The following is a 16,867-nucleotide window of genomic DNA, read 5'->3' as shown; positions in this document are numbered from 1 at the left end:
GGGTGAGGTGTGGTGGTGCGGGTGGGTTCGGGGGGCGGCTCAGGCGTGCTCGGCCGACCGGGCCAGCACGGCCCTCGCCGCCCGTCTCGCTCGGGTCTTCTCGCGGACGACCGAGATCAGGCTCGGCGTCACCACGCTCCCGACGAGCAGGAGCCCGGTGACGACGTTGAGCACGACGTCGCTGATGCCGCCGAGCCGCAGCGCGTAGCTGATGCTCGAGATGATCAGCACGCCGGCGACGACGCCGGGGATCGAGCCGCGGCCGCCGAAGATCGAGACGCCGCCGAGCAGCACCGCGGCGATCACGGCCAGCTCGATGCCGGTCGCGTTGTCGCTGCGGGCGCTCGAGTAGCGGAGGGTCCAGTAGATGCCGACCAGGGCCGAGACGACGCCGGTCGAGACGAACATCCAGAACTTGGCACGGCCGACGTGGACGCCGACGAAGCTCGCGGCCTCTTTGCTGAAGCCGATCGCGGGCAGTGCCCGGCCGAACGAGCTGAAGTGCAGCAGCACCCCGAAGAAGAGCATCACGACGACGACGCCGATCATCACCGTGGGGATGCCCGTGCCGCCGATCTTCGACGTGAAGAACGAGGTGAGCCCGGGCGGGAAGTTCGCGACGGCGTTGTCGCCGATCACGACGAGGGCGAGCCCGCGGTAGAGGGCGAGGGTGCCGATGGTGACCGCCAGGCTCGGCAGCCCGATCGTCGTCACGAGCGCGCCGTTCAGGGCGCCGCAGACGACGCCGATCAGCACGCAGACGACGAAGATCTCGGGGATGCCCCAGCCGGCGGCCCACAGCACGCCCATCGTCGCGCTCGTCAGGCCGGCGGTGCTGGCGACCGAGAGGTCGATCTCTCCGGTGATCACGACGAGCGCCATCGGCATCGCGATCATGAGGATCGGGATGGCGTCGAGCAGCAGGAACCCGGTGGTCTGCACGCTGGCGAACCGGGGCACCGTCAGGGCACAGACGAGCAGGGTCGCGAGCAGGGCCCAGACCATGATCGCCCCGCGGCCGGTGAGCAGGCGGCGACGGCGCAGGGCCCGCTCGGCGCGGGCACCGGGGTCACGGGCGCCGGCGCGGGCAGAGGACGAGGAGTCGGCGGAGGCCTCGGGAGCTCGGGTGACGGTCTGGTCAGGCATTGGTGGCCTCGCTCGTGCGCAGTCGTCGGGCCTTGCGGATCGAGGCGATCCGCTCGACGAGGATGGCGGTCAGGATGAGGACGCCGACGATGGCCTGCTGCCAGAACTTGTCGACGCCGAGGGCGGTGAGGCTGCTCGTGATGGTGGTCAGCAGCACGGCGCCGATCGCCGCGCCGACGACGCTGCCCGAGCCGCCGAAGATGGCGATGCCGCCCACGACGGCCGCGGCGACGATGTCCAGCTCGAGCCCGGTGCCGGTCGTCGCGCCGACCGAGTTGAAGCGGCTGGCGTAGAGCACGCCCGCCAGGCCGGTCAGCGTGCCGTTGAGGACGAAGGCCGTGACGACCCGCCTGTTCACCGCGATCCCGAACAGGCGCGCCGCCTCTTCGTCCGAGCCGATGGCGTACAGGTCGCGGCCGGGCCGCGTGCGGGCCAGGAACACGGCGACGAGCACGACGACGACCACGGCGATGATCGTGATGATCGGGATGCCGAGCACGGTGTCGACCGACAGGCGCCCGAAGGCGGCGGGCCGGTCGCCGGCGAAGTACTGCTGACCGCCGGCCCAGGCGTTGTTGAGGCCGCGGTAGATGTAGAGCATGCCGAGCGTGATCACGAGCGACGGCACCCTCGCCACGGTCACCAGGAACCCGTTCACGGCCCCGAGCACCGCCCCGATCGCGAGCCCGATCAGGAACACGAACACGATCGGGATGTCCGGGGCGGCGGCGAACACCGTGCCGGTCGCGAAGGCGACGAGGCCGAGGATCGAGCCCACCGAGAGGTCGATGTTGTTCGTGATGATGACGGTGCCGAGGCCGACGGCCATGATCACCGTGATCGTCGCGTTGAGCATCAGGTCCTTGACGCCCTGGGCCGAGACGAAGAGCGGGTTCGCGATCGTGGTGACGATCACCAGCACGACGAGGGCGGACGCGACCGGCACCTCGCGCTGCCGGAACACCGAGGCGAGAGGGCTCCGTCCCGACGTGGGGGCAGGCGCGAGGGCGTGGGAGGTGGTCATCGGGTGGCCTCTGCGGTCGCTGTCGGGGGCGTGGTCGGGCTGGCTGCGGGAGCGGTCGGCGCGGCCTCGGTCAGGTCCGCCGCGTCCGACCCTGTCGCCGCGTGCATGACGCGCTCGGCCGTGGCGTCGGCGCGGTCGAGGGTCGCCGTGAGCCGCCCCTCGTGCATGACGAGCACCCGATCGGCCATGCCGAGCACCTCCGGCAGCTCGGACGAGATCATCAGCACGGCGATGCCGCGGCCGGCGAGGTCGCTGATCAGCCGGTGCACCTCGCTCTTCGTGCCGACGTCGATGCCACGGGTCGGCTCGTCCACGATCAGGAAGGTCGGGTCGGTCGCCAGCCACTTCGCCAGCACGACCTTCTGCTGGTTGCCGCCTGACAGGGTCGCGACGGCGAGCTCCTGGCTGCCGGTCTTGACCTGGAGTCGCTGCGACCAGTCGGCCGCCGCCTCCCGCTCGCGTCGGGCGCTGACCAGGCCGAAGCGGCTCAGCGTCCTGCGGAGGGTCAGCGTGGTGTTGCGGCTGACCGACATGTCCATCACGAGGCCTTGCTTGCGGCGGTCCTCCGGCACGAAACCGATGCCCGCGGTGATGGCGGCCATCGGGTCGCGGCGGGCGAGCGGCTTGCCGTTCACCGTGACGCTGCCGGCGTCGTAGCGATCGATGCCGAAGAGCGCGCGGGCGACCTCGGTGCGGCCCGCGCCGACGAGGCCGGCGAGGCCGACGATCTCGCCGGCCCGCACCTCGAACGACACGTCGTGGAAGACGCCCTGCCGCGTCAGGCCCTCGACGGTGACGACTGGCTCGCCGATCCGCGCCTCCTGCTTGGGGAACAGCTGGTCGACGTCGCGGCCGACCATCGCGCGGACGATCTCGGCCGTCGTGACGTCGCCGGTCGCGTGCTCCGAGATGAAGGCGCCGTCACGCATCACCGTGATGCGGTCGCTGAGGCCGAAGACCTCGTCGAAGCGGTGAGAGATGAACATGATCGCGCTGCCGCGGTCACGGAGCGCCCGGGCGACACCGAACAGGCGCTCGACCTCGACGCCGCTGAGGGCGGCCGTGGGCTCGTCCATGATCAGGACCTTGGCGTCGAGCGAGATGGCCTTGGCGATCTCGATGATCTGCTGGTCGGCGATCGAGAGGCCCTCGGCGACGCGGTCGGGGTCGATGGGCACGCCGAGCCGCTCGAACAGGGCGCGCGCGTCGGCACGCATCTTCGCACGGTCGATGAAGCCGAGGCGCGAGGTGGGCTGGCGGCCGACGAAGATGTTCTCGGCGACGGTGAGGTCGGGGAAGAGCGTCGGCTCCTGGTAGATGACGCTCACGCCGGCGGCCTTGCTCTCGGCCGGCGTGCGGAAGACGATCGGGTGCCCGTCGAAGAGGAACTCGCCACTGTCGGGCTGGTGCACCCCGGCGAGGATCTTGACCATCGTCGACTTGCCTGCGCCGTTCTCGCCGACGAGGGCGTTGATCTCGCCGGCCCGAAGCTGCACGCTGCCGCTGGCCAGGGCGACTACGGCGCCGAACGTCTTGCGAGCCCCCCTCAGCTCGAGCACGGGGGCCGTCGGCGAGAGGCCGACGGGCGTGGGGTCGATCGTCATCGATCGTTCTCCTCATCGAGAAATGAATCGTTTCAAAAGGTGTTGGGGATGACAGTAGGGGCGGGCCGGGACGACGTCAAGCACCAGTTGCGTCTCGGCTGCCCGCGGCTCGCCGGTCGGCGCCCCCGGTGAGGCCCGGCCTAGACTCGGCCCCGTCGTCAGAGAGCACGACCCAGGGCAGGAGGCGCGGGTGGAGTCGGTCAGCATCCGTGACGTCGCGACGAGCGCGGGCGTCTCGGTCGGCACCGTGTCCAACGTGCTGAACCGGCCGGACAAGGTCAGCCCCGCCACGGTGGAGCGGGTGCATGCGGCGATCGACGAGCTCGGCTTCGTCCGGAACGACGCCGCCCGACAGCTCCGAGCCGGGGCGAGCCGGGCCATCGGGCTCGTGATCCTCGACGGCGGCAACCCGTTCTTCTCCGACGTCGCCCGCGGGGCGGAGACCGCCGCCGAGAAGGCCGGCCGCGTCGTCCTGCTCGGCAACAGCGACCAGCAGGTCGAACGCGAGGCGCATTACCTCGACCTCTTCGAGGAGAACCGCGTGCTCGGCATCCTCATCTCCCCGGTCGGCGACGTCACCGCCCGGCTGGCGCGACTGCGGCGACGCGGGACCCCCGCGGTGCTCGTCGACCGGCAGGCCGAGCTCACCGACTTCTCGTCGGTCTCGGTCGACGACGTGCGCGGGGGTCAGCTGGCCGCCGAGCACCTCCTGTCCATCGGTCGCCGCCGTCTCACGTTCGTCGGCGGCCCCCTCGACCTGCAGCAGGTGGCCGACCGGCTGCAGGGCGCGCAGGAGGCGGTGCGCGCCGCGAACGCGGAGGCCACGGTCTCCGAGCAGGTCGCGCTCGAGGTCGTCGAGGTGCCGGCACTCACGGTCGAGCACGGTCGCGCCGCCGCCGCCGGGCTCATGTCGCGCCCGGCGGACGAGCGACCCGACGCGGTCTTCGCCGCGAACGACCTCGTCGCGATGGGCGTGCTGCAGTCGCTGGTGATGCTCGGCGACCTGCGCGTGCCCGACGACGTGGCCCTGATCGGCTACGACGACATCGACTTCGCCCGCGCCGCCGTGGTGCCGCTCAGCTCGATCCGCCAGCCCAGCGCCCTGATCGGGCGGACGGCGATGGACATCCTCCAGGACGAGATCGACGATCCGGCACGCGAGCCGCGCCGGGTCGTCTTCGCGCCCGAGCTCGTGGTCCGCGCGAGCACCGTGCCCGAGGCCTGATCAGCCCGCCGCGCCGACGACGGGAACGACCGCGGCGCACGTGAACTCGTGCCGCCCGTGCGACACCTCGACGATCGTGCCGTCGGGCAGCGAGACCTCGCCGGTCGTGCCGACGGGCAGGGCCACCGTGAGCGTGAAGACCTCGCCCTCGACACGCCACGACGACGACACCTCGCCGTAGGGCGAGAGGTGTCGACCCGACGCGTGCGTCAGCCCGCCGCCGGGTCGCGGGGCGAAGCGGACCCGGCGCCAGCCGGGTGCCGAGGGCGCCAGCCCCGCGACGGTGGCGTGCATCCAGTCCGCCACGGCGCCGAGCGCGTAGTGGTTGAAGCTCGTCATCTCGCCCGGGTTGACCGTGCCGTCCGGGAGCATGCTGTCCCAGCGCTCCCAGATGGTCGTTCCGCCCATGTCGACGGTGTACAGCCACGACGGGCACGAACGCTCGAGGACCAGGTCGTACGCCCTCGCGACGTGGCCCGTCCGCGTCAGGGCGGGCGCGACGACCGGGGTGCCGGCGAAGCCCGTCGCGATGCGGTTCCCGGCCTCGCTCACGAGCTCGGCGAGCCGGTCTCCGGCCGCCTGCGCCTCCTCGCCCCGGACGAGCCCGAACTCGAGGGCCAGGCCGTACGCGGTCTGCGCGTCACTCGTCGTCCGGCCGCCGCCGTCGGTGTAGCGACCCGCGAAGGCCTCGCGCACCTCCTCGGCGATCGCGTCGTAACGCGCACCTTCGGTGTCCTTGCCCAGGACGACGGCGGTGTCCGCCAGGTGGCGGGTCGACCAGTACAGGTACGCCGTGGCGACGAGGTACCGGTCGGTGAGTGCGTCGGCCGGGTCGTCCGGCGGGGCCGCCGGGTCGAGCCAGTCGCCGAGCTGGAAGCCCTCGTCCCAGATCCGGTCGTCCCCGGCCCGGGCGAGGATCAGGTCCACCCAGGCCTTGGCCGAGTCCCACTGTCGGGCCAGCACGCCGGCGTCGCCGAACCGCTCCCAGAGCGTCCACGGTGTGAGCACGGCGGCGTCGCCCCAGACCGCGCCCGGCTCGATCGGCTCCCACGACGGGCCGCCGGGTATCCGCGGCACGAACCACGGCACGGTGCCGTCGGGCAGTTGGTCGACGGCGAGGTCCTGCAGCCACGAGCCGAGCATGCCCGAGCAGTCGTACAGGTAGGAGGCGGTGGGCGCGAACACCTGGATGTCACCCGTCCAGCCCAGGCGCTCGTCGCGCTGGGGGCAGTCGGTCGGGATGTCGACGAAGTTGCCGCGGGTGCTCCACAGCACGTTCTCGTGCAGGCGCTCCAGGCTCGGGTCGGAGCAGGCGAACCACCCCGTGCGCTCCATGTCGGTGTGCAGCACGCGCGCGACGACCGAGGCCGGGTCGAACTCGCCCGGCCAGCCCTCGACCTCGGCGTAGCGGAAGCCGTGGATCGTGAAGCGGGGCTCCCAGGTGACCGGGCCGCCGCCTCCCAGGGTCACGACGTCCTCCGCCGCGGCCAGGCGGAGCGTGCGCCGGTAGAGCTCGCCCTCCTGCAGCACCTCGGCGTGGCGCAGGGTCACCTGGCGGCCCGCCTCGCCGTCGACCGTGATGCGGAGCCGACCGACGAGGTTCTGGCCGAAGTCGAGCACCACGGAGCCGCGAGGCGTCGTCCAGTGCGCGAGCGGGGCGATCTCCTCGGTGCAGCGCACCGGCGGCTGTTCGGGCGCGACCAGCGTGCGCGAATCACGCGCGCGGACGGTCACCGGCGTCCAGCCGTCTCGATCCGACCCCGCCCGCGACCAGCCGTCGTCGTCGAGCCGCAGGTCGTGGCGTTCGCCGTCGTAGAGCCCGCTGAACGAGATGGGGCTGGGGGCCGCCTCCCACGTGTCGTCGGTGGCGACGACGACGCGTGTCCCGTCGGCGAGCTCGACCTCGAGCTGGGCGAGGAACGACAGATCCGTCCCGTAGAGATCGTGGTACCCGCCGTTGAAGCCGAGGCGCCCGCGGTACCAGCCGTCGCCGAGCCACGCGCCGATCGCGTTCTCACCGGTCTCGACCAGGTCGGTGACGTCGTAGGTCCGGTAGCGCAGCCGGGTGTCGTACGAGGTCCAGCCCGGCGAGAGCTCGTCGTCGCCGACGCGGACCCCGTTCAGCTCGGCCTCGAAGACGCCGTGGGCCGTCGCGTACAGGCGGGCGGAGACGACCTCGCCGTCGAGGCGGAAGTCCCGCCGGACCCGGGAGGGGCGGCGGTCCGTGCCGGCCTCTTCCGGCCACGATCCGCCGACCGGTCGTGCGCGCCAGTCGGACGGCTCCAGGAGGCCCGCCTCGACGGACGTCGCCGGGCTCCAGGGCGACGTCGAGCCGTCGCCGCCCGTCACGCGCACACGGACCTCGACCCGCTGCCGGGATGCAAGGTCTGCGAAGGGCCAGGGCACGAGCACTTGGTCGCGGGTCACGATCACGGCCGTCGCGACCTGTCGCTCCCCCGCCTCGAGGGCGATCTCGACGACTTTCTGCTGCCAGCCGGCCGGGCCGTCCAGTTGCCAGCTCAGACGGGGACGGGGGGTGCCGAGGCCCAGTGCCTCACGGCCGTGCTCGACGCGGAGGTCGGTGACTCGCGCGCTCATGGTCAGCCCTTGACCGCACCGGCGGTCAGCCCCTTCTGCACTTGCTTGTTGAGGAACAGGTAGATGACGAGGATCGCCACGACGTTGAGACAGATCGCCGCGAACAGCGGACCGTACTGCACCGAGCCGAACTGGCCGGTGAAGTTCAGGAGGCCCACCTGCAGGGTGCGCAGCGACCCGGAGTTCGTGAAGGTCAGGGCGATGAGGAGGTCGTTCCAGAGCATGAAGAACTGGACCAACCCCACGGTGAAGAGCGCGTTGCGCACCATCGGCAGGCCGACCAGGAAGAACGACCGGATCAGCCCGGCGCCGTCGAGCATCGCCGCCTCGAAGATCTCACGCGGGACGGCTCGGAAGAACGTCGCCATCAGGAAGACGGCCAGCGGGAGGCTCGTGGCCGTGTACGTGATGAGCAGCGGCCAGAGGGTGCCGGTGAGGCCGAGCCGGAAGTACGCGGCGAACAGCGGCAGGAGGATCATCTGCGTCGGCACCATGATGCCGGCGAGGAAGGTGATGAGGATCGCGCCGCGCCCCTTCCAGACGAGCACCTCGAGTGCGAAGCCCGCCATGGAGCCGAACAGCAGCACGAGGAGGAGCGACGGGAAGACGGTCAGGACGGAGTTCGACGCGTACTGCGCGAAGTTGCCCTGGGTCCACGCGAAGACGTAGTTGTCGAAGTTCCACTGCTGCGGCAGCGCCCAGACGGGTTGTTCCAGGAACTCCGTCTGCGTCTTGAAGGAGCCGAGGAGCATCCACACGAGCGGGCCGACCACGATGACGAGGAGGAGTGCGACGAGCGCGATGCTCACGACCTGTCCGGCGCGTCGCCGGGGAGCCGTGCGGCGCCTCGGCGTCGGACGGCGGAGGGGCGTGGACGTCGCGGGGACGGCGGTGTCGACGGAGGTCATCGGTCAGTCCTTCGTGAGGTCGCGACGGTTGGCGCGGAAGATGAAGACGGTCACCAGCAGCGACACGATCGTGAGCAGGAACGCGACGGTGCTTCCGTAGCCGTACTGACCGAAGCGGAACGACGTGTCGAACATGTAGATCGTCAGGGGGCTGGTCGACGTGCCGGGGCCGCCGTTGGTGAGGGCGAGGATGCTGTCGAACACCTTGAGCGTTCCGTTCACGGAGAAGATCAGCGACGAGACCAGCACGGGCAGCGAGAGCGGCAGGACGATGCGACGGACGAGCCCGAAGCCGGAGGCGCCGTCGATGCGGGCAGACTCGAACACCTCCTCGGGGATGTCGAGCAGCCCGGCGTAGAGCAGCACCCCGTAGAAGCCCATGGAGCGCCACACGTCCATCACGATGATGACGAGGAACGCCGTGCCGCCGTCGCCGAACCAGTCGACGGACGACAAACCCACGGCCTCGAGGGCCGTGTTGACCAGCCCGTTCTGCGGGGCGATCGCGAACATCTGCTGGAACAGCAGTGCGACCGCGACGGTGGGCAGGACCACGGGGAAGAAGACCAGCGTGCGGACGGCACTCGACCACTTCCGCAGCACGAAGACATAGAGGAGCGACAGGAGGTAGCCGAAGCCGACCTGCAGGATCGTCATCAGAACCGCATAGCGGACCGTGAGCAGCAACGCGTCCCGCACCCGGGTGTCGGTGACGAGGCGCTGGTAGTTCTCGAGTCCCGAGAACGTGAAGCCCGTGATCGCGTTGCCGCTCGTCAGGGTGTACCCGAACGAGACGACGATCGGGACGAGCATCACGACGGAGTAGATGAGCAGGGCGGGCCCGATCAGGATCAGGGTGGCGCGCCGGTCGCCGAGCAGGGGATTCATGGGGGTGCCTTCGGTCCGAGCTGGGGGTCGAGGAGGGGTGGACGGGGGCGGGGAGGCGCACGGGGCGCGCCCCCACCCCCGTCGAGGAGGCGTCAGCCCAGGTCGCCCTGGACCAGCGTCATGAACTCTTCGGCCGTGATGGCGCCGGTGACGAGCTGGGCGGCGTTCTGCTGCGAGGTCGTCGTCGCCTGCGTGCTGAAGTACGCCTCGAACCAGGGGATGGTCGTGTCGGTGTCCGCGATGCGGTCGCGCACCTCCGTCGTCAGCGCGGTGCCAGCGGCGTCGCCCGACACCGTGAAGCCGGAGATGCGGCTGCTGTCCTCGAGGGCCACCTGGCCGTAGTTCTCGGCGATGCACTTGACCCAGGCCTTGCTGTCGTCGTTCAGCACGCTCGGGTTGATCGTGAAGGGCAGGCCGACGTTGGCCACGAGCTGGCTGCTGTCGCCCTCGCCCCCGTCGACGTCGGGGAACGGCAGGTAGCCGATGGCGTCCTCGCCGATCTGGTTCGCCGTGTCGTCGGCGAAATTGCTCAGGACCCAGCTGCCCATGTAGAGCATCGGCGAGCTGCCGTTGAGGAACTGGTTGATCGACGTGTCGTAGTCGATCGAGCCGACTCCCTCGCCGAAGTAGCCCGCCGCACCGAGGTCGGCGACCTGTTGGGCCGCGGCCACGTACTCGGGGTCGGTCAGCTCGGCGTCGCCGTCGGCGACGGCCTGGAGGGCGTCGGGCCCGAGCTCGCGCTCGATGAGGTTCCCGACGAGGCGCGTCAGGGGCCAGCCCTGCTCACCGCTCGCGGCGAAGGGGGTGAGGCCGGCGTCCTGGAACGTGCCGGCCGCAGCGACCACGTCGTCCCAGCTCTCGGGCACGTCGACGCCGTTGTCGGCGAAGAGCGTCTTGTTGTACCAGATGCCCTCGATGTTGTACTCGGTCGGCAGCACGAGGAACTCACCGTCGTAGAGCGACTCGACGGTCGACCGCGCGGCGGGCTCGATCGAGTCGGCCGCGCCGATCTCGTCGAGCAGCTCGTCGAAGTGCGCGACGAAGCCGGCGTCGTCGAGCTGCTGCACGAGCTCGTTGGTGTCGACGGCGTACATGACGGGGAGCCCGCCCTGGCCTGCGAGCAGCTGGACCTGCTGGTTGAGGTTCGTCTGTGGGACGGTCTCGACCTTGAGGGGCATGGCGTCGTTCTCGGTGGAGCAGGCGCCGTCGGCCAGGGTCTGAAGCGTTGCAGGGACGACTTCGTTCTCGACGTTGCCGAGGACGGTGAACTCGGTGGCCGCCTCGCCCGCTCCGCCACCCGAACACGCGGAGAGGCCTGCGATGGTCAGGCCGGCGACGGCAAAGGCAGCGACACGACGTGCGGTGCGGGACATCATTCCTCCTTGAATGGTGGGCGCCTCGGAAAACTTGAAGCGCTTCATAATTGACCGGACACCCCGGGCTTGTCAACACCCCGTCTCGATCGACTGCGGGCTAGGCTCGGCTCCACGATGAGCGTCTCGATCCCCTCCTCCCCGCACCGGCCGCCGGTCATGGCCGACGTCGCCAGGCTCGCCGGGGTCTCGCTGGGCACCGTGTCGAACGTGGTGAACACTCCCGACCGGGTCCGTCCTGCGACGCGGCTCAAGGTCGAGTCGGCCATCGCATCCCTGGGCTTCGTGCCGAACACCTCCGCCCGCACCCTGGCGGCGGGTCGGGGCACCCTGGTCGGGTTCGTGGCCGTCGACCTCGGCAACTCGTACTTCCTCGACATCGCGCGCGGCGTCGAGCGCGAGGCCGACCTGGCCCAGCAGTCGGTGCTGCTCGGCAACTCGGACGTCGACCTCGACAAGCAGACCGGGTACCTGAACCTGTTCGAGCAGGCCCAGGCGGCGGGCATCGTCCTCGCCCCGTTCGACGGCCCGATGGACGAGGCACGTCGACTGCGGCGTCGCGGGCTGCGCGTCGTCTACGTCAACTGGCCGGGCGACGCCGACGAGAGCTGCGGCGTCGTCGTCGACGAGGAACTCGGCGGACGGCTGGCGGCCGAGCACCTCCTCGAGCAGGGCCGGCGGGAGCTCGTCTTCGTCGGCGGCCCCCTCGATCTCACCGCCGTGCGGCACCGGTTCGAGGGCGCTTCGGCCGCGGCACGGGACGCCGGCGTCCCGCTGCGCCTGATGACGACCTCGGCACTGACGGTGCGTGCGGGCCTCACCGTGGGGAGCGAACTGCTCGCCCAGGCGGCGGCGGACAGGCCCGACGGGATCGTCGCGGCCTCGGACGCGCTCGCGTCGGGGATCGTGCAGTCACTGCTGCTCGGCGGGGTGGACATCCCCCGCGATCTGTCGATCACCGGTTACGACGACAACCACTTCGCCCAGGGAACGACACTCCCGCTCACGACCGTGGGGCAGCCCGGCGTCGACATGGGAGGCCAGGCCATGCGCCTCCTGCGGGACGAACTCGACCACCCGTCGACCCACCGTCACGAGACGGTCGTGCTGCCGCCCCGTCTGATCGTGCGGGGCAGCACCCTCAGAGCAGGCTGAAGACGGCGACGTAGACCGCCGCCCCGAGGGCCGTGAGCCCGACGGCGAGCGCGCGCTCCCGCCACCCGTCGAGGCGACGGACCACGACCCAGCCGAGCGCCGCGACGCCCACGGCGATGCTGATCAGCCACCAGGCCATGCCGGTCGTCTCGGCGACGCGGACGAGGCCCGAGACGCCGTCGCCGATCATGACGGCGGCGAGGACCGCGATCCCCGCCGCACGGAGGACGGGGCGCGGCGACCACCACCACAGCCCGGCGAGCCCGATGACGGGCCCGGCCAGGGTCGCCGCCGTGAACCAGAAGTCTCCCGGGCCGTACGAGTCGGGGAAGCCCCGCAGGGTGGACACGATCACGTAGCCCTGGACCGCGGCGTGGAAGACGACGAGGCCGAGCCCGGCCGCCGTCCACCACCTGCGGGCGCTCGGCCTGCGCGTGACCACGACCACCGTCGCGAAGGTGAGGACCGTCCAGCCGCCGCTCGAGTTGGCGAACGAGCTCAGCCCGCCGGGCAGGTACTGCTGGGCGGGGGAGGTCGCGCCGCCGAGCACGAGGCCCACGGCCGCGCCGAGCAGCCACCACGCGAGGGTCGTCACCAGTGAACGGATCATCCCGCGAGCATCACAGGTCGACGGCCGCGCGCCGACCGCCTGCAGGACCATGCTCCCCCTCCTCGAGGACGACCCTGCTCGCGCCGTTCCCTTCAGCCGGGGACGAGCCCGACGTACGGTGGAAGGGTCGACGACGACGAGGGGACCGCGACGATGGACGACGAGACGAACCGCGACCGGGGCCGGCTGCGCCTGCAGAGGCCGACGTTCCGGGGGTCGTCGGTGGGTTGGGGCATCTCCGCCGTCGTGTGGCTGTCCTGTGTCGTGACCGTCGTCGTCAGGATGGCGACCGGCGACGGAGGCGCTGCGCTCGTGGACGTGTTGATCCTCGTCGCGCTGCTCGTCGCGACGGCTGTCTGCGTGACGGGCACCGTCGCGACCATTCGGCACCCCCGCCCCGCCCCTCCCGCCGTCGACGAGTGACGAGGCGCTCGCCAAGCCGCCGCCATCTCGGCTTCCGCGGCAAGCGCCGAAGGCGCACGCCGCCGGAGGCGGCCAAACAAGCACCAAGACGAAGAATGCCCCTGCCGTGTAGGGCAGGGGCTTTCGAGTCGCGCCGTAGGCGCACGCCGCCGGAGGCGGCCAGACAAGCACTCAAGACGAGAAAAACCCCTGCCGTGTAGGGCAGGGGCTTTCGAGTCGCGTGCGCCTGGAGGGACTCGAACCCCCAACCTTCTGATCCGTAGTCAGATGCTCTATCCGTTGAGCTACAGGCGCATTTCTTCGGCCGATTGGCCAGAGGAAACACTACACGAGGGAGGCGCGGGGCGCGAATCGAGGCCGACCCGCGCCTCCTCGGGTCACGTCAGTAGGTGTGCTTGCCTTCGCCGTCGCCCTTGTAGTCCCCGATCAGGTCGTCGACCTCGGAGGCGTCGGCCTGCCCGGGCTGGCGGGTGGGGACGGCGTCCTCGGCCGGGCCGTCGTCTAGCGTGCGCGAGCCGGTGCCGCCGTCGGGGTGGTTCTCGCTGGTGATCTCGACGGGGCGGTCGTCCCGCTCGCCGACGGTGTGGTCGCCGTGACCCTCGCCACTGCTGTTGCCGCTGCGTTCGAGTTCGGTCTCGTCGGCGCCGTGCGGGTCGTCCGGGGTCTTCGTCATCGGGTTCCTCCTGCGAGCCGGGCTGTCCGGCCGTCGTCTTCAGAGCATGCGCCGCCGGTCCCACCCCCGCCCGCGACACCCATCACACTCACGGCTCGGTGGCCGCATCACACCACAAGAACCGTTGCACAATGCTTCTTGTGCACCTAGGGTCGACGCCATGACCCCACGTGACACTTCTCGCAGCACCCTCACCGACGCCGCCTCGATGCGCGTGCTCGCCCACCCGACGCGGTTGCGCCTCCTCGGGCTGTTGCGCGAACGCGGCCCGCAGACCGCCGCCCAGCTCGGCGACGTCGTCGACGAGGCGCCGGGCACGATCAGCTACCACCTGTCGAAGCTCGCCTCGATCGACCTGATCGGCCCCGCCGAGCGACCGAGCGCCGACCGCCGCGAGCGCTGGTGGCAGGCCACCACGCAGCTCACGACCTGGGAGCCGGCCGACCTGCTCGACGACCCCGACCGCCTCGTCGCGTCGTCCGCCCTGCAGAAGGCCATCGCGCAGGCGTACGCGGCCCGCTTCGTCGAGTACATCGACGCGACGCCCACCCTGCCCCGCGAGTGGGTCGCGGCCGGGGCCAGCGGCGACCGCAGCCTGCGGTTGACCGTCGACGAGCTCGCCCGGCTGCGCGACGAGCTCGAGTCCGTCGTCGACCGCTGGCTCGACGCGAGCGCCGCGCACGACCCGTCGGTCGACGACGGCGCCGAACCGGTCGTCCTCGTCTACCAGGCCTACCGCCGCCCCTGAGGCCCGTCGTGAACGAGAACGGACGAGCCGAGGAGGCGCGGGTCACCGACAGCGCCCGTCGCGACGGCCGTACCGACGAACCCCGCGGTCGGCGCGGCGCCCGCGCGGCCCGGGTGGCCCTGTCGTCCCTGGTCGCCGCCCACGCGATCTCGCAGACCGGCAACGTCGTGACCGCCTTCGCCGTCCCCTTCTACCTCCTGGGCCTCGGCGGGTCGGGGGCCGAGGTCGGCCTCGCGGCGGCGTTCGCGACGGCTCCGGTGATCATCGGCGGTCCGCTCGGCGGCGTGGTCGTCGACCGGGTCGGGCACCGCCGGGCCGCGATCGTCGCCGACCTGGTGAGCGGCGCCTCCGTCCTCTCGATGCCCGTGCTCGCCCTGACCGTCGGGCTGCCGTTCTGGGCGCTGCTGTCACTCGTCTTCGTCGGCGGGCTGCTCGACACCCCGGGTCAGACCGCCCGCCGCGTCATGCTGCCCGGGCTCACCGAGCGGGCCGGGGTGCGGATCGAGCGGAGCGTCGGGCTGCTCGACGGGTCGGAGCGCTTCGCGAAGTTGATCGGAGCCTCGATCGCGGGCTTGCTCGTCGCCGCCGTCGGTCCGATCGCGTCCCTGTTCGTCAACGCCGCCACCTTCGCGATCTCGGCCGTGCTGACCTGGGCGCTCGTCCCCGCGCCCGATCCGGTCCGTACCGGATCACCGGACTCCGTCGCCGCCCGTCCCCCGGCGGACGATCCGGTACGTACCGGATCACCGGGCTCCGTCGCCGCTGATCCCCCGGCGGACGATCCGACACGTATCGGATCACCGGATTCGAGACACGACCACCCGGCCACCACTGCGGCGCCGACCGTCGGCCCCACCGACCGCACCACCGGCGCGACCGGCGCAACCGAGCCGGCCCGCGCCTCCTACCGGGCCGACCTGGCCGAGGGCGCCCGGTTCGTCGTGCGCGACCCGCTGATGCGGCTGATCGTCGCGCTCGTGCTGGTGACGAACCTGCTCGACGCGGCTCGCGGCTCGACCCTGCTGCCGCTCTACGCGAACGACCGCCTGGGAGGCGCGGCCGCGCTGGGACTGCTCGTCGCCACCCTGGGCGGTTGCGCCCTCGCCGGCAACGTCGCCTTCGGCTTCGTCGCCCACCGGGTGCCGCGGCGCCTCACCTTCGTCGTCTGCTTCGCCCTGGCCGGAGGCCCCTCGAGCCTGGCGTTCGCCCTCGCGGCGCCGCTGCCGGTGCTGGTCGCCGCGACCGCCCTCTCGGGCCTGGCCGCCGGGGCGCTCAACCCCATCCTCGGTGCGGTCGAGCTCGAGCGCGTGCCCGAGCGCCTCCGGGGGCGGGTCTTCGGCCTGCTCAACGCGGGTGCCTGGGCCGGCATCCCGGCCGGTGCCCTGCTCGGCGGAATCGCGGCCGACACGATCGGCCTGACGGTCGCGTTCGGCATCGTCGCCGCCGTCTACACCGTGGTCACGCTGACCCCGCTGACCGGTGGCGCATGGCGTCAGATGGAGCGCCGCCCGACCCCTGACGGCCCGCCACCTGCGCCGACGCTGTGAGTCGTGGCGGCCCAGGCGCTTCGGCAGGTCGGACCGAGCCGGTTTCCAGGCGGCGTGTAGTTAGCTCGTCCGGTGACCGCTCACCCCGCCCTCTCGACGACCCCGGCCGTCCGCCGACGGGTCACGGGCCGTTGGGTGGTGGCCTCGTCGGCGTCGCTGGTCGTGCTGGCGGGCGTCTACACGATCGCGGTCCTGACCGAGGCCGGGCAGTCGATCGAAGACAGCATCCTGCGATCGGTCGACGGCACCACGCTGCTGCAGTCCGGTGCCGCCCTCGACGCGATCTCTCCCCCGGCCGTGCTGCTGGTGGTCGGCGTCACGATGGTCGTGGCGTTCCTCCGGCGCCGCCCTGGCTCGGCCGTGCAGGCCGGCGTCCTCATCGTCGGCGCGACCCTCACCACCCAGGTGCTCAAGCAGCTCGCCCCGCGGCCCGAGCTGACCGGCGAGCTCTACGGCAACAGCTTCCCCAGCGGTCACGTCACCGTGGCCGTCGCCGCGGTGCTGGCCATCATGACCACGTTCGGCCGGCACGTGCGGCCCCTGTTCTTCATGATCGGCGCGGCGTTCGCGGCCGTCGTCGCCGAGCAGACCGTGGCCTTCGGCTGGCACCGCTGCAGCGACGTCGTCGGAGCCTGCACGGTCGCCCTGCTCTGGCTCGGAGTCGTCCGCATCGCCGCCGCCCGCCTCTCACGCGACCCCCGCGGCCGCGACGACGTCGGCCCCCGGTCGCACGGAGCCACCTCGGTCGTCCTCGGCCTCGCCCTGGTCGTCTGCCTCACGCTCTCGGGCGCCATCTGGAGCATCGGCATCGGCGCCGACATGAGCCTCACGACCTCGACCGGGCAGGGCGTCCTCATGGGCGCACGCCTGGCCGCCGCCGGCGTCGTGCTCGTCACCTGCTGGATCGCCTGGAAGCTCGACCGCAAAGCCTGACGGCTGAGCGCG

Annotated in this window: 15 protein-coding genes and 1 tRNA gene; 6 read left to right on the top strand and 10 right to left on the bottom strand. The window is 71.6% G+C overall.

Going from position 1 to position 16,867, the window contains the following annotated elements:
* Nucleotides 1-39: 39 nt before the first annotated feature.
* The 3 genes from ITJ55_RS15415 to ITJ55_RS15405 are packed head-to-tail and all read right to left on the bottom strand — an operon-like array spanning nt 40 to nt 3,774.
* A complete protein-coding gene (locus tag ITJ55_RS15415) occupies nt 40-1,146 on the bottom strand; it encodes an ABC transporter permease (protein WP_194596194.1) in 1,107 nt (368 codons plus the stop codon).
* Nucleotides 1,139-2,170 carry an ABC transporter permease gene (locus ITJ55_RS15410; protein WP_056261290.1) on the bottom strand — a complete coding sequence of 344 codons (1,032 nt, stop codon included), beginning with the start codon at nt 2,168-2,170 and terminating at the stop codon, nt 1,139-1,141. Before ITJ55_RS15410 ends, ITJ55_RS15415 begins: the two co-directional genes overlap by 8 nt.
* Nucleotides 2,167-3,774, bottom strand: a complete 1,608-nt coding sequence (locus tag ITJ55_RS15405) for a sugar ABC transporter ATP-binding protein (protein ID WP_194596193.1) — start codon at nt 3,772-3,774, stop codon at nt 2,167-2,169. The genes ITJ55_RS15410 and ITJ55_RS15405 overlap by 4 nt, the downstream gene beginning before the upstream one ends.
* A gap of 190 nt (nt 3,775-3,964) precedes the next feature.
* Between ITJ55_RS15405 and ITJ55_RS15400 the strand changes: the two genes are divergently transcribed.
* Nucleotides 3,965-4,999, top strand: coding sequence for a LacI family DNA-binding transcriptional regulator (locus tag ITJ55_RS15400; RefSeq protein ID WP_370544199.1), 1,035 nt, complete (start codon nt 3,965-3,967; stop codon nt 4,997-4,999).
* Here ITJ55_RS15400 and ITJ55_RS15395 read toward each other — a convergent pair whose 3' ends face one another.
* The 4 genes from ITJ55_RS15395 to ITJ55_RS15380 form a co-directional block, all read right to left on the bottom strand.
* Nucleotides 5,000-7,597, bottom strand: a complete 2,598-nt coding sequence (locus ITJ55_RS15395; RefSeq protein WP_194596192.1) for a glycoside hydrolase family 78 protein — start codon at nt 7,595-7,597, stop codon at nt 5,000-5,002.
* Nucleotides 7,598-7,599: 2 nt separating this feature from the next.
* The gene (locus tag ITJ55_RS15390; protein ID WP_194596191.1) at nt 7,600-8,505 is read right to left on the bottom strand and encodes a carbohydrate ABC transporter permease; all 906 of its coding nucleotides are present in this window, start codon (nt 8,503-8,505) and stop codon (nt 7,600-7,602) included.
* Nucleotides 8,506-8,508: 3 nt separating this feature from the next.
* The gene (locus tag ITJ55_RS15385) at nt 8,509-9,393 is read right to left on the bottom strand and encodes a carbohydrate ABC transporter permease (RefSeq protein ID WP_056261282.1); all 885 of its coding nucleotides are present in this window, start codon (nt 9,391-9,393) and stop codon (nt 8,509-8,511) included.
* Between the two features lie 92 nt (nt 9,394-9,485).
* On the bottom strand, nt 9,486-10,766 hold the full coding sequence (locus tag ITJ55_RS15380; RefSeq protein ID WP_056261678.1) for an ABC transporter substrate-binding protein: 1,281 nt from the start codon (nt 10,764-10,766) through the stop codon (nt 9,486-9,488).
* A gap of 117 nt (nt 10,767-10,883) precedes the next feature.
* Here ITJ55_RS15380 and ITJ55_RS15375 point away from each other — a divergent pair, with 117 nt between their 5' ends.
* Complete coding sequence (locus ITJ55_RS15375; RefSeq protein ID WP_194596190.1) at nt 10,884-11,921, top strand: LacI family DNA-binding transcriptional regulator; 1,038 nt, start codon at nt 10,884-10,886, stop codon at nt 11,919-11,921.
* Here ITJ55_RS15375 and ITJ55_RS15370 read toward each other — a convergent pair.
* On the bottom strand, nt 11,908-12,531 hold the full coding sequence (locus ITJ55_RS15370) for a DUF6518 family protein (protein WP_194596189.1): 624 nt from the start codon (nt 12,529-12,531) through the stop codon (nt 11,908-11,910). The genes ITJ55_RS15375 and ITJ55_RS15370 overlap by 14 nt on opposite strands.
* Before the next feature lie 153 nt (nt 12,532-12,684).
* Here ITJ55_RS15370 and ITJ55_RS15365 point away from each other — a divergent pair, with 153 nt between their 5' ends.
* The gene (locus ITJ55_RS15365) at nt 12,685-12,954 is read left to right on the top strand and encodes a hypothetical protein (protein WP_194596188.1); all 270 of its coding nucleotides are present in this window, start codon (nt 12,685-12,687) and stop codon (nt 12,952-12,954) included.
* 221 nt (nt 12,955-13,175) lie between these two features.
* Here the strand turns inward: ITJ55_RS15365 and ITJ55_RS15360 are convergent.
* Nucleotides 13,176-13,248 (bottom strand) — tRNA-Arg (locus ITJ55_RS15360).
* A gap of 88 nt (nt 13,249-13,336) precedes the next feature.
* Entirely contained in the window at nt 13,337-13,627 is a 291-nt protein-coding gene (locus ITJ55_RS15355) for a hypothetical protein (RefSeq protein WP_194596187.1), read from the bottom strand.
* 160 nt (nt 13,628-13,787) lie between these two features.
* Here ITJ55_RS15355 and ITJ55_RS15350 point away from each other — a divergent pair, with 160 nt between their 5' ends.
* The 3 genes from ITJ55_RS15350 (at nt 13,788) to ITJ55_RS15340 (ending at nt 16,855) form a co-directional block, all read left to right on the top strand.
* Nucleotides 13,788-14,375, top strand: a complete 588-nt coding sequence (locus tag ITJ55_RS15350; protein ID WP_194596186.1) for a helix-turn-helix domain-containing protein — start codon at nt 13,788-13,790, stop codon at nt 14,373-14,375.
* A gap of 8 nt (nt 14,376-14,383) precedes the next feature.
* A complete protein-coding gene (locus tag ITJ55_RS15345; RefSeq protein ID WP_194596185.1) occupies nt 14,384-15,922 on the top strand; it encodes an MFS transporter in 1,539 nt (512 codons plus the stop codon).
* Nucleotides 15,923-15,994: 72 nt separating this feature from the next.
* Nucleotides 15,995-16,855 (top strand): phosphatase PAP2 family protein, encoded by an 861-nt coding sequence (locus ITJ55_RS15340; RefSeq protein ID WP_194596184.1) that lies wholly within the window; start codon nt 15,995-15,997, stop codon nt 16,853-16,855.
* Nucleotides 16,856-16,867 lie beyond the last annotated feature (12 nt).

The organism is Frigoribacterium sp. VKM Ac-1396 (assembly GCF_015350895.1).
GTDB lineage: Bacteria > Actinomycetota > Actinomycetes > Actinomycetales > Microbacteriaceae > Frigoribacterium.
The sequence above is the reverse complement of the archived record's forward strand: the minus strand, read 5'-3'. Positions and strand labels throughout refer to the sequence as shown.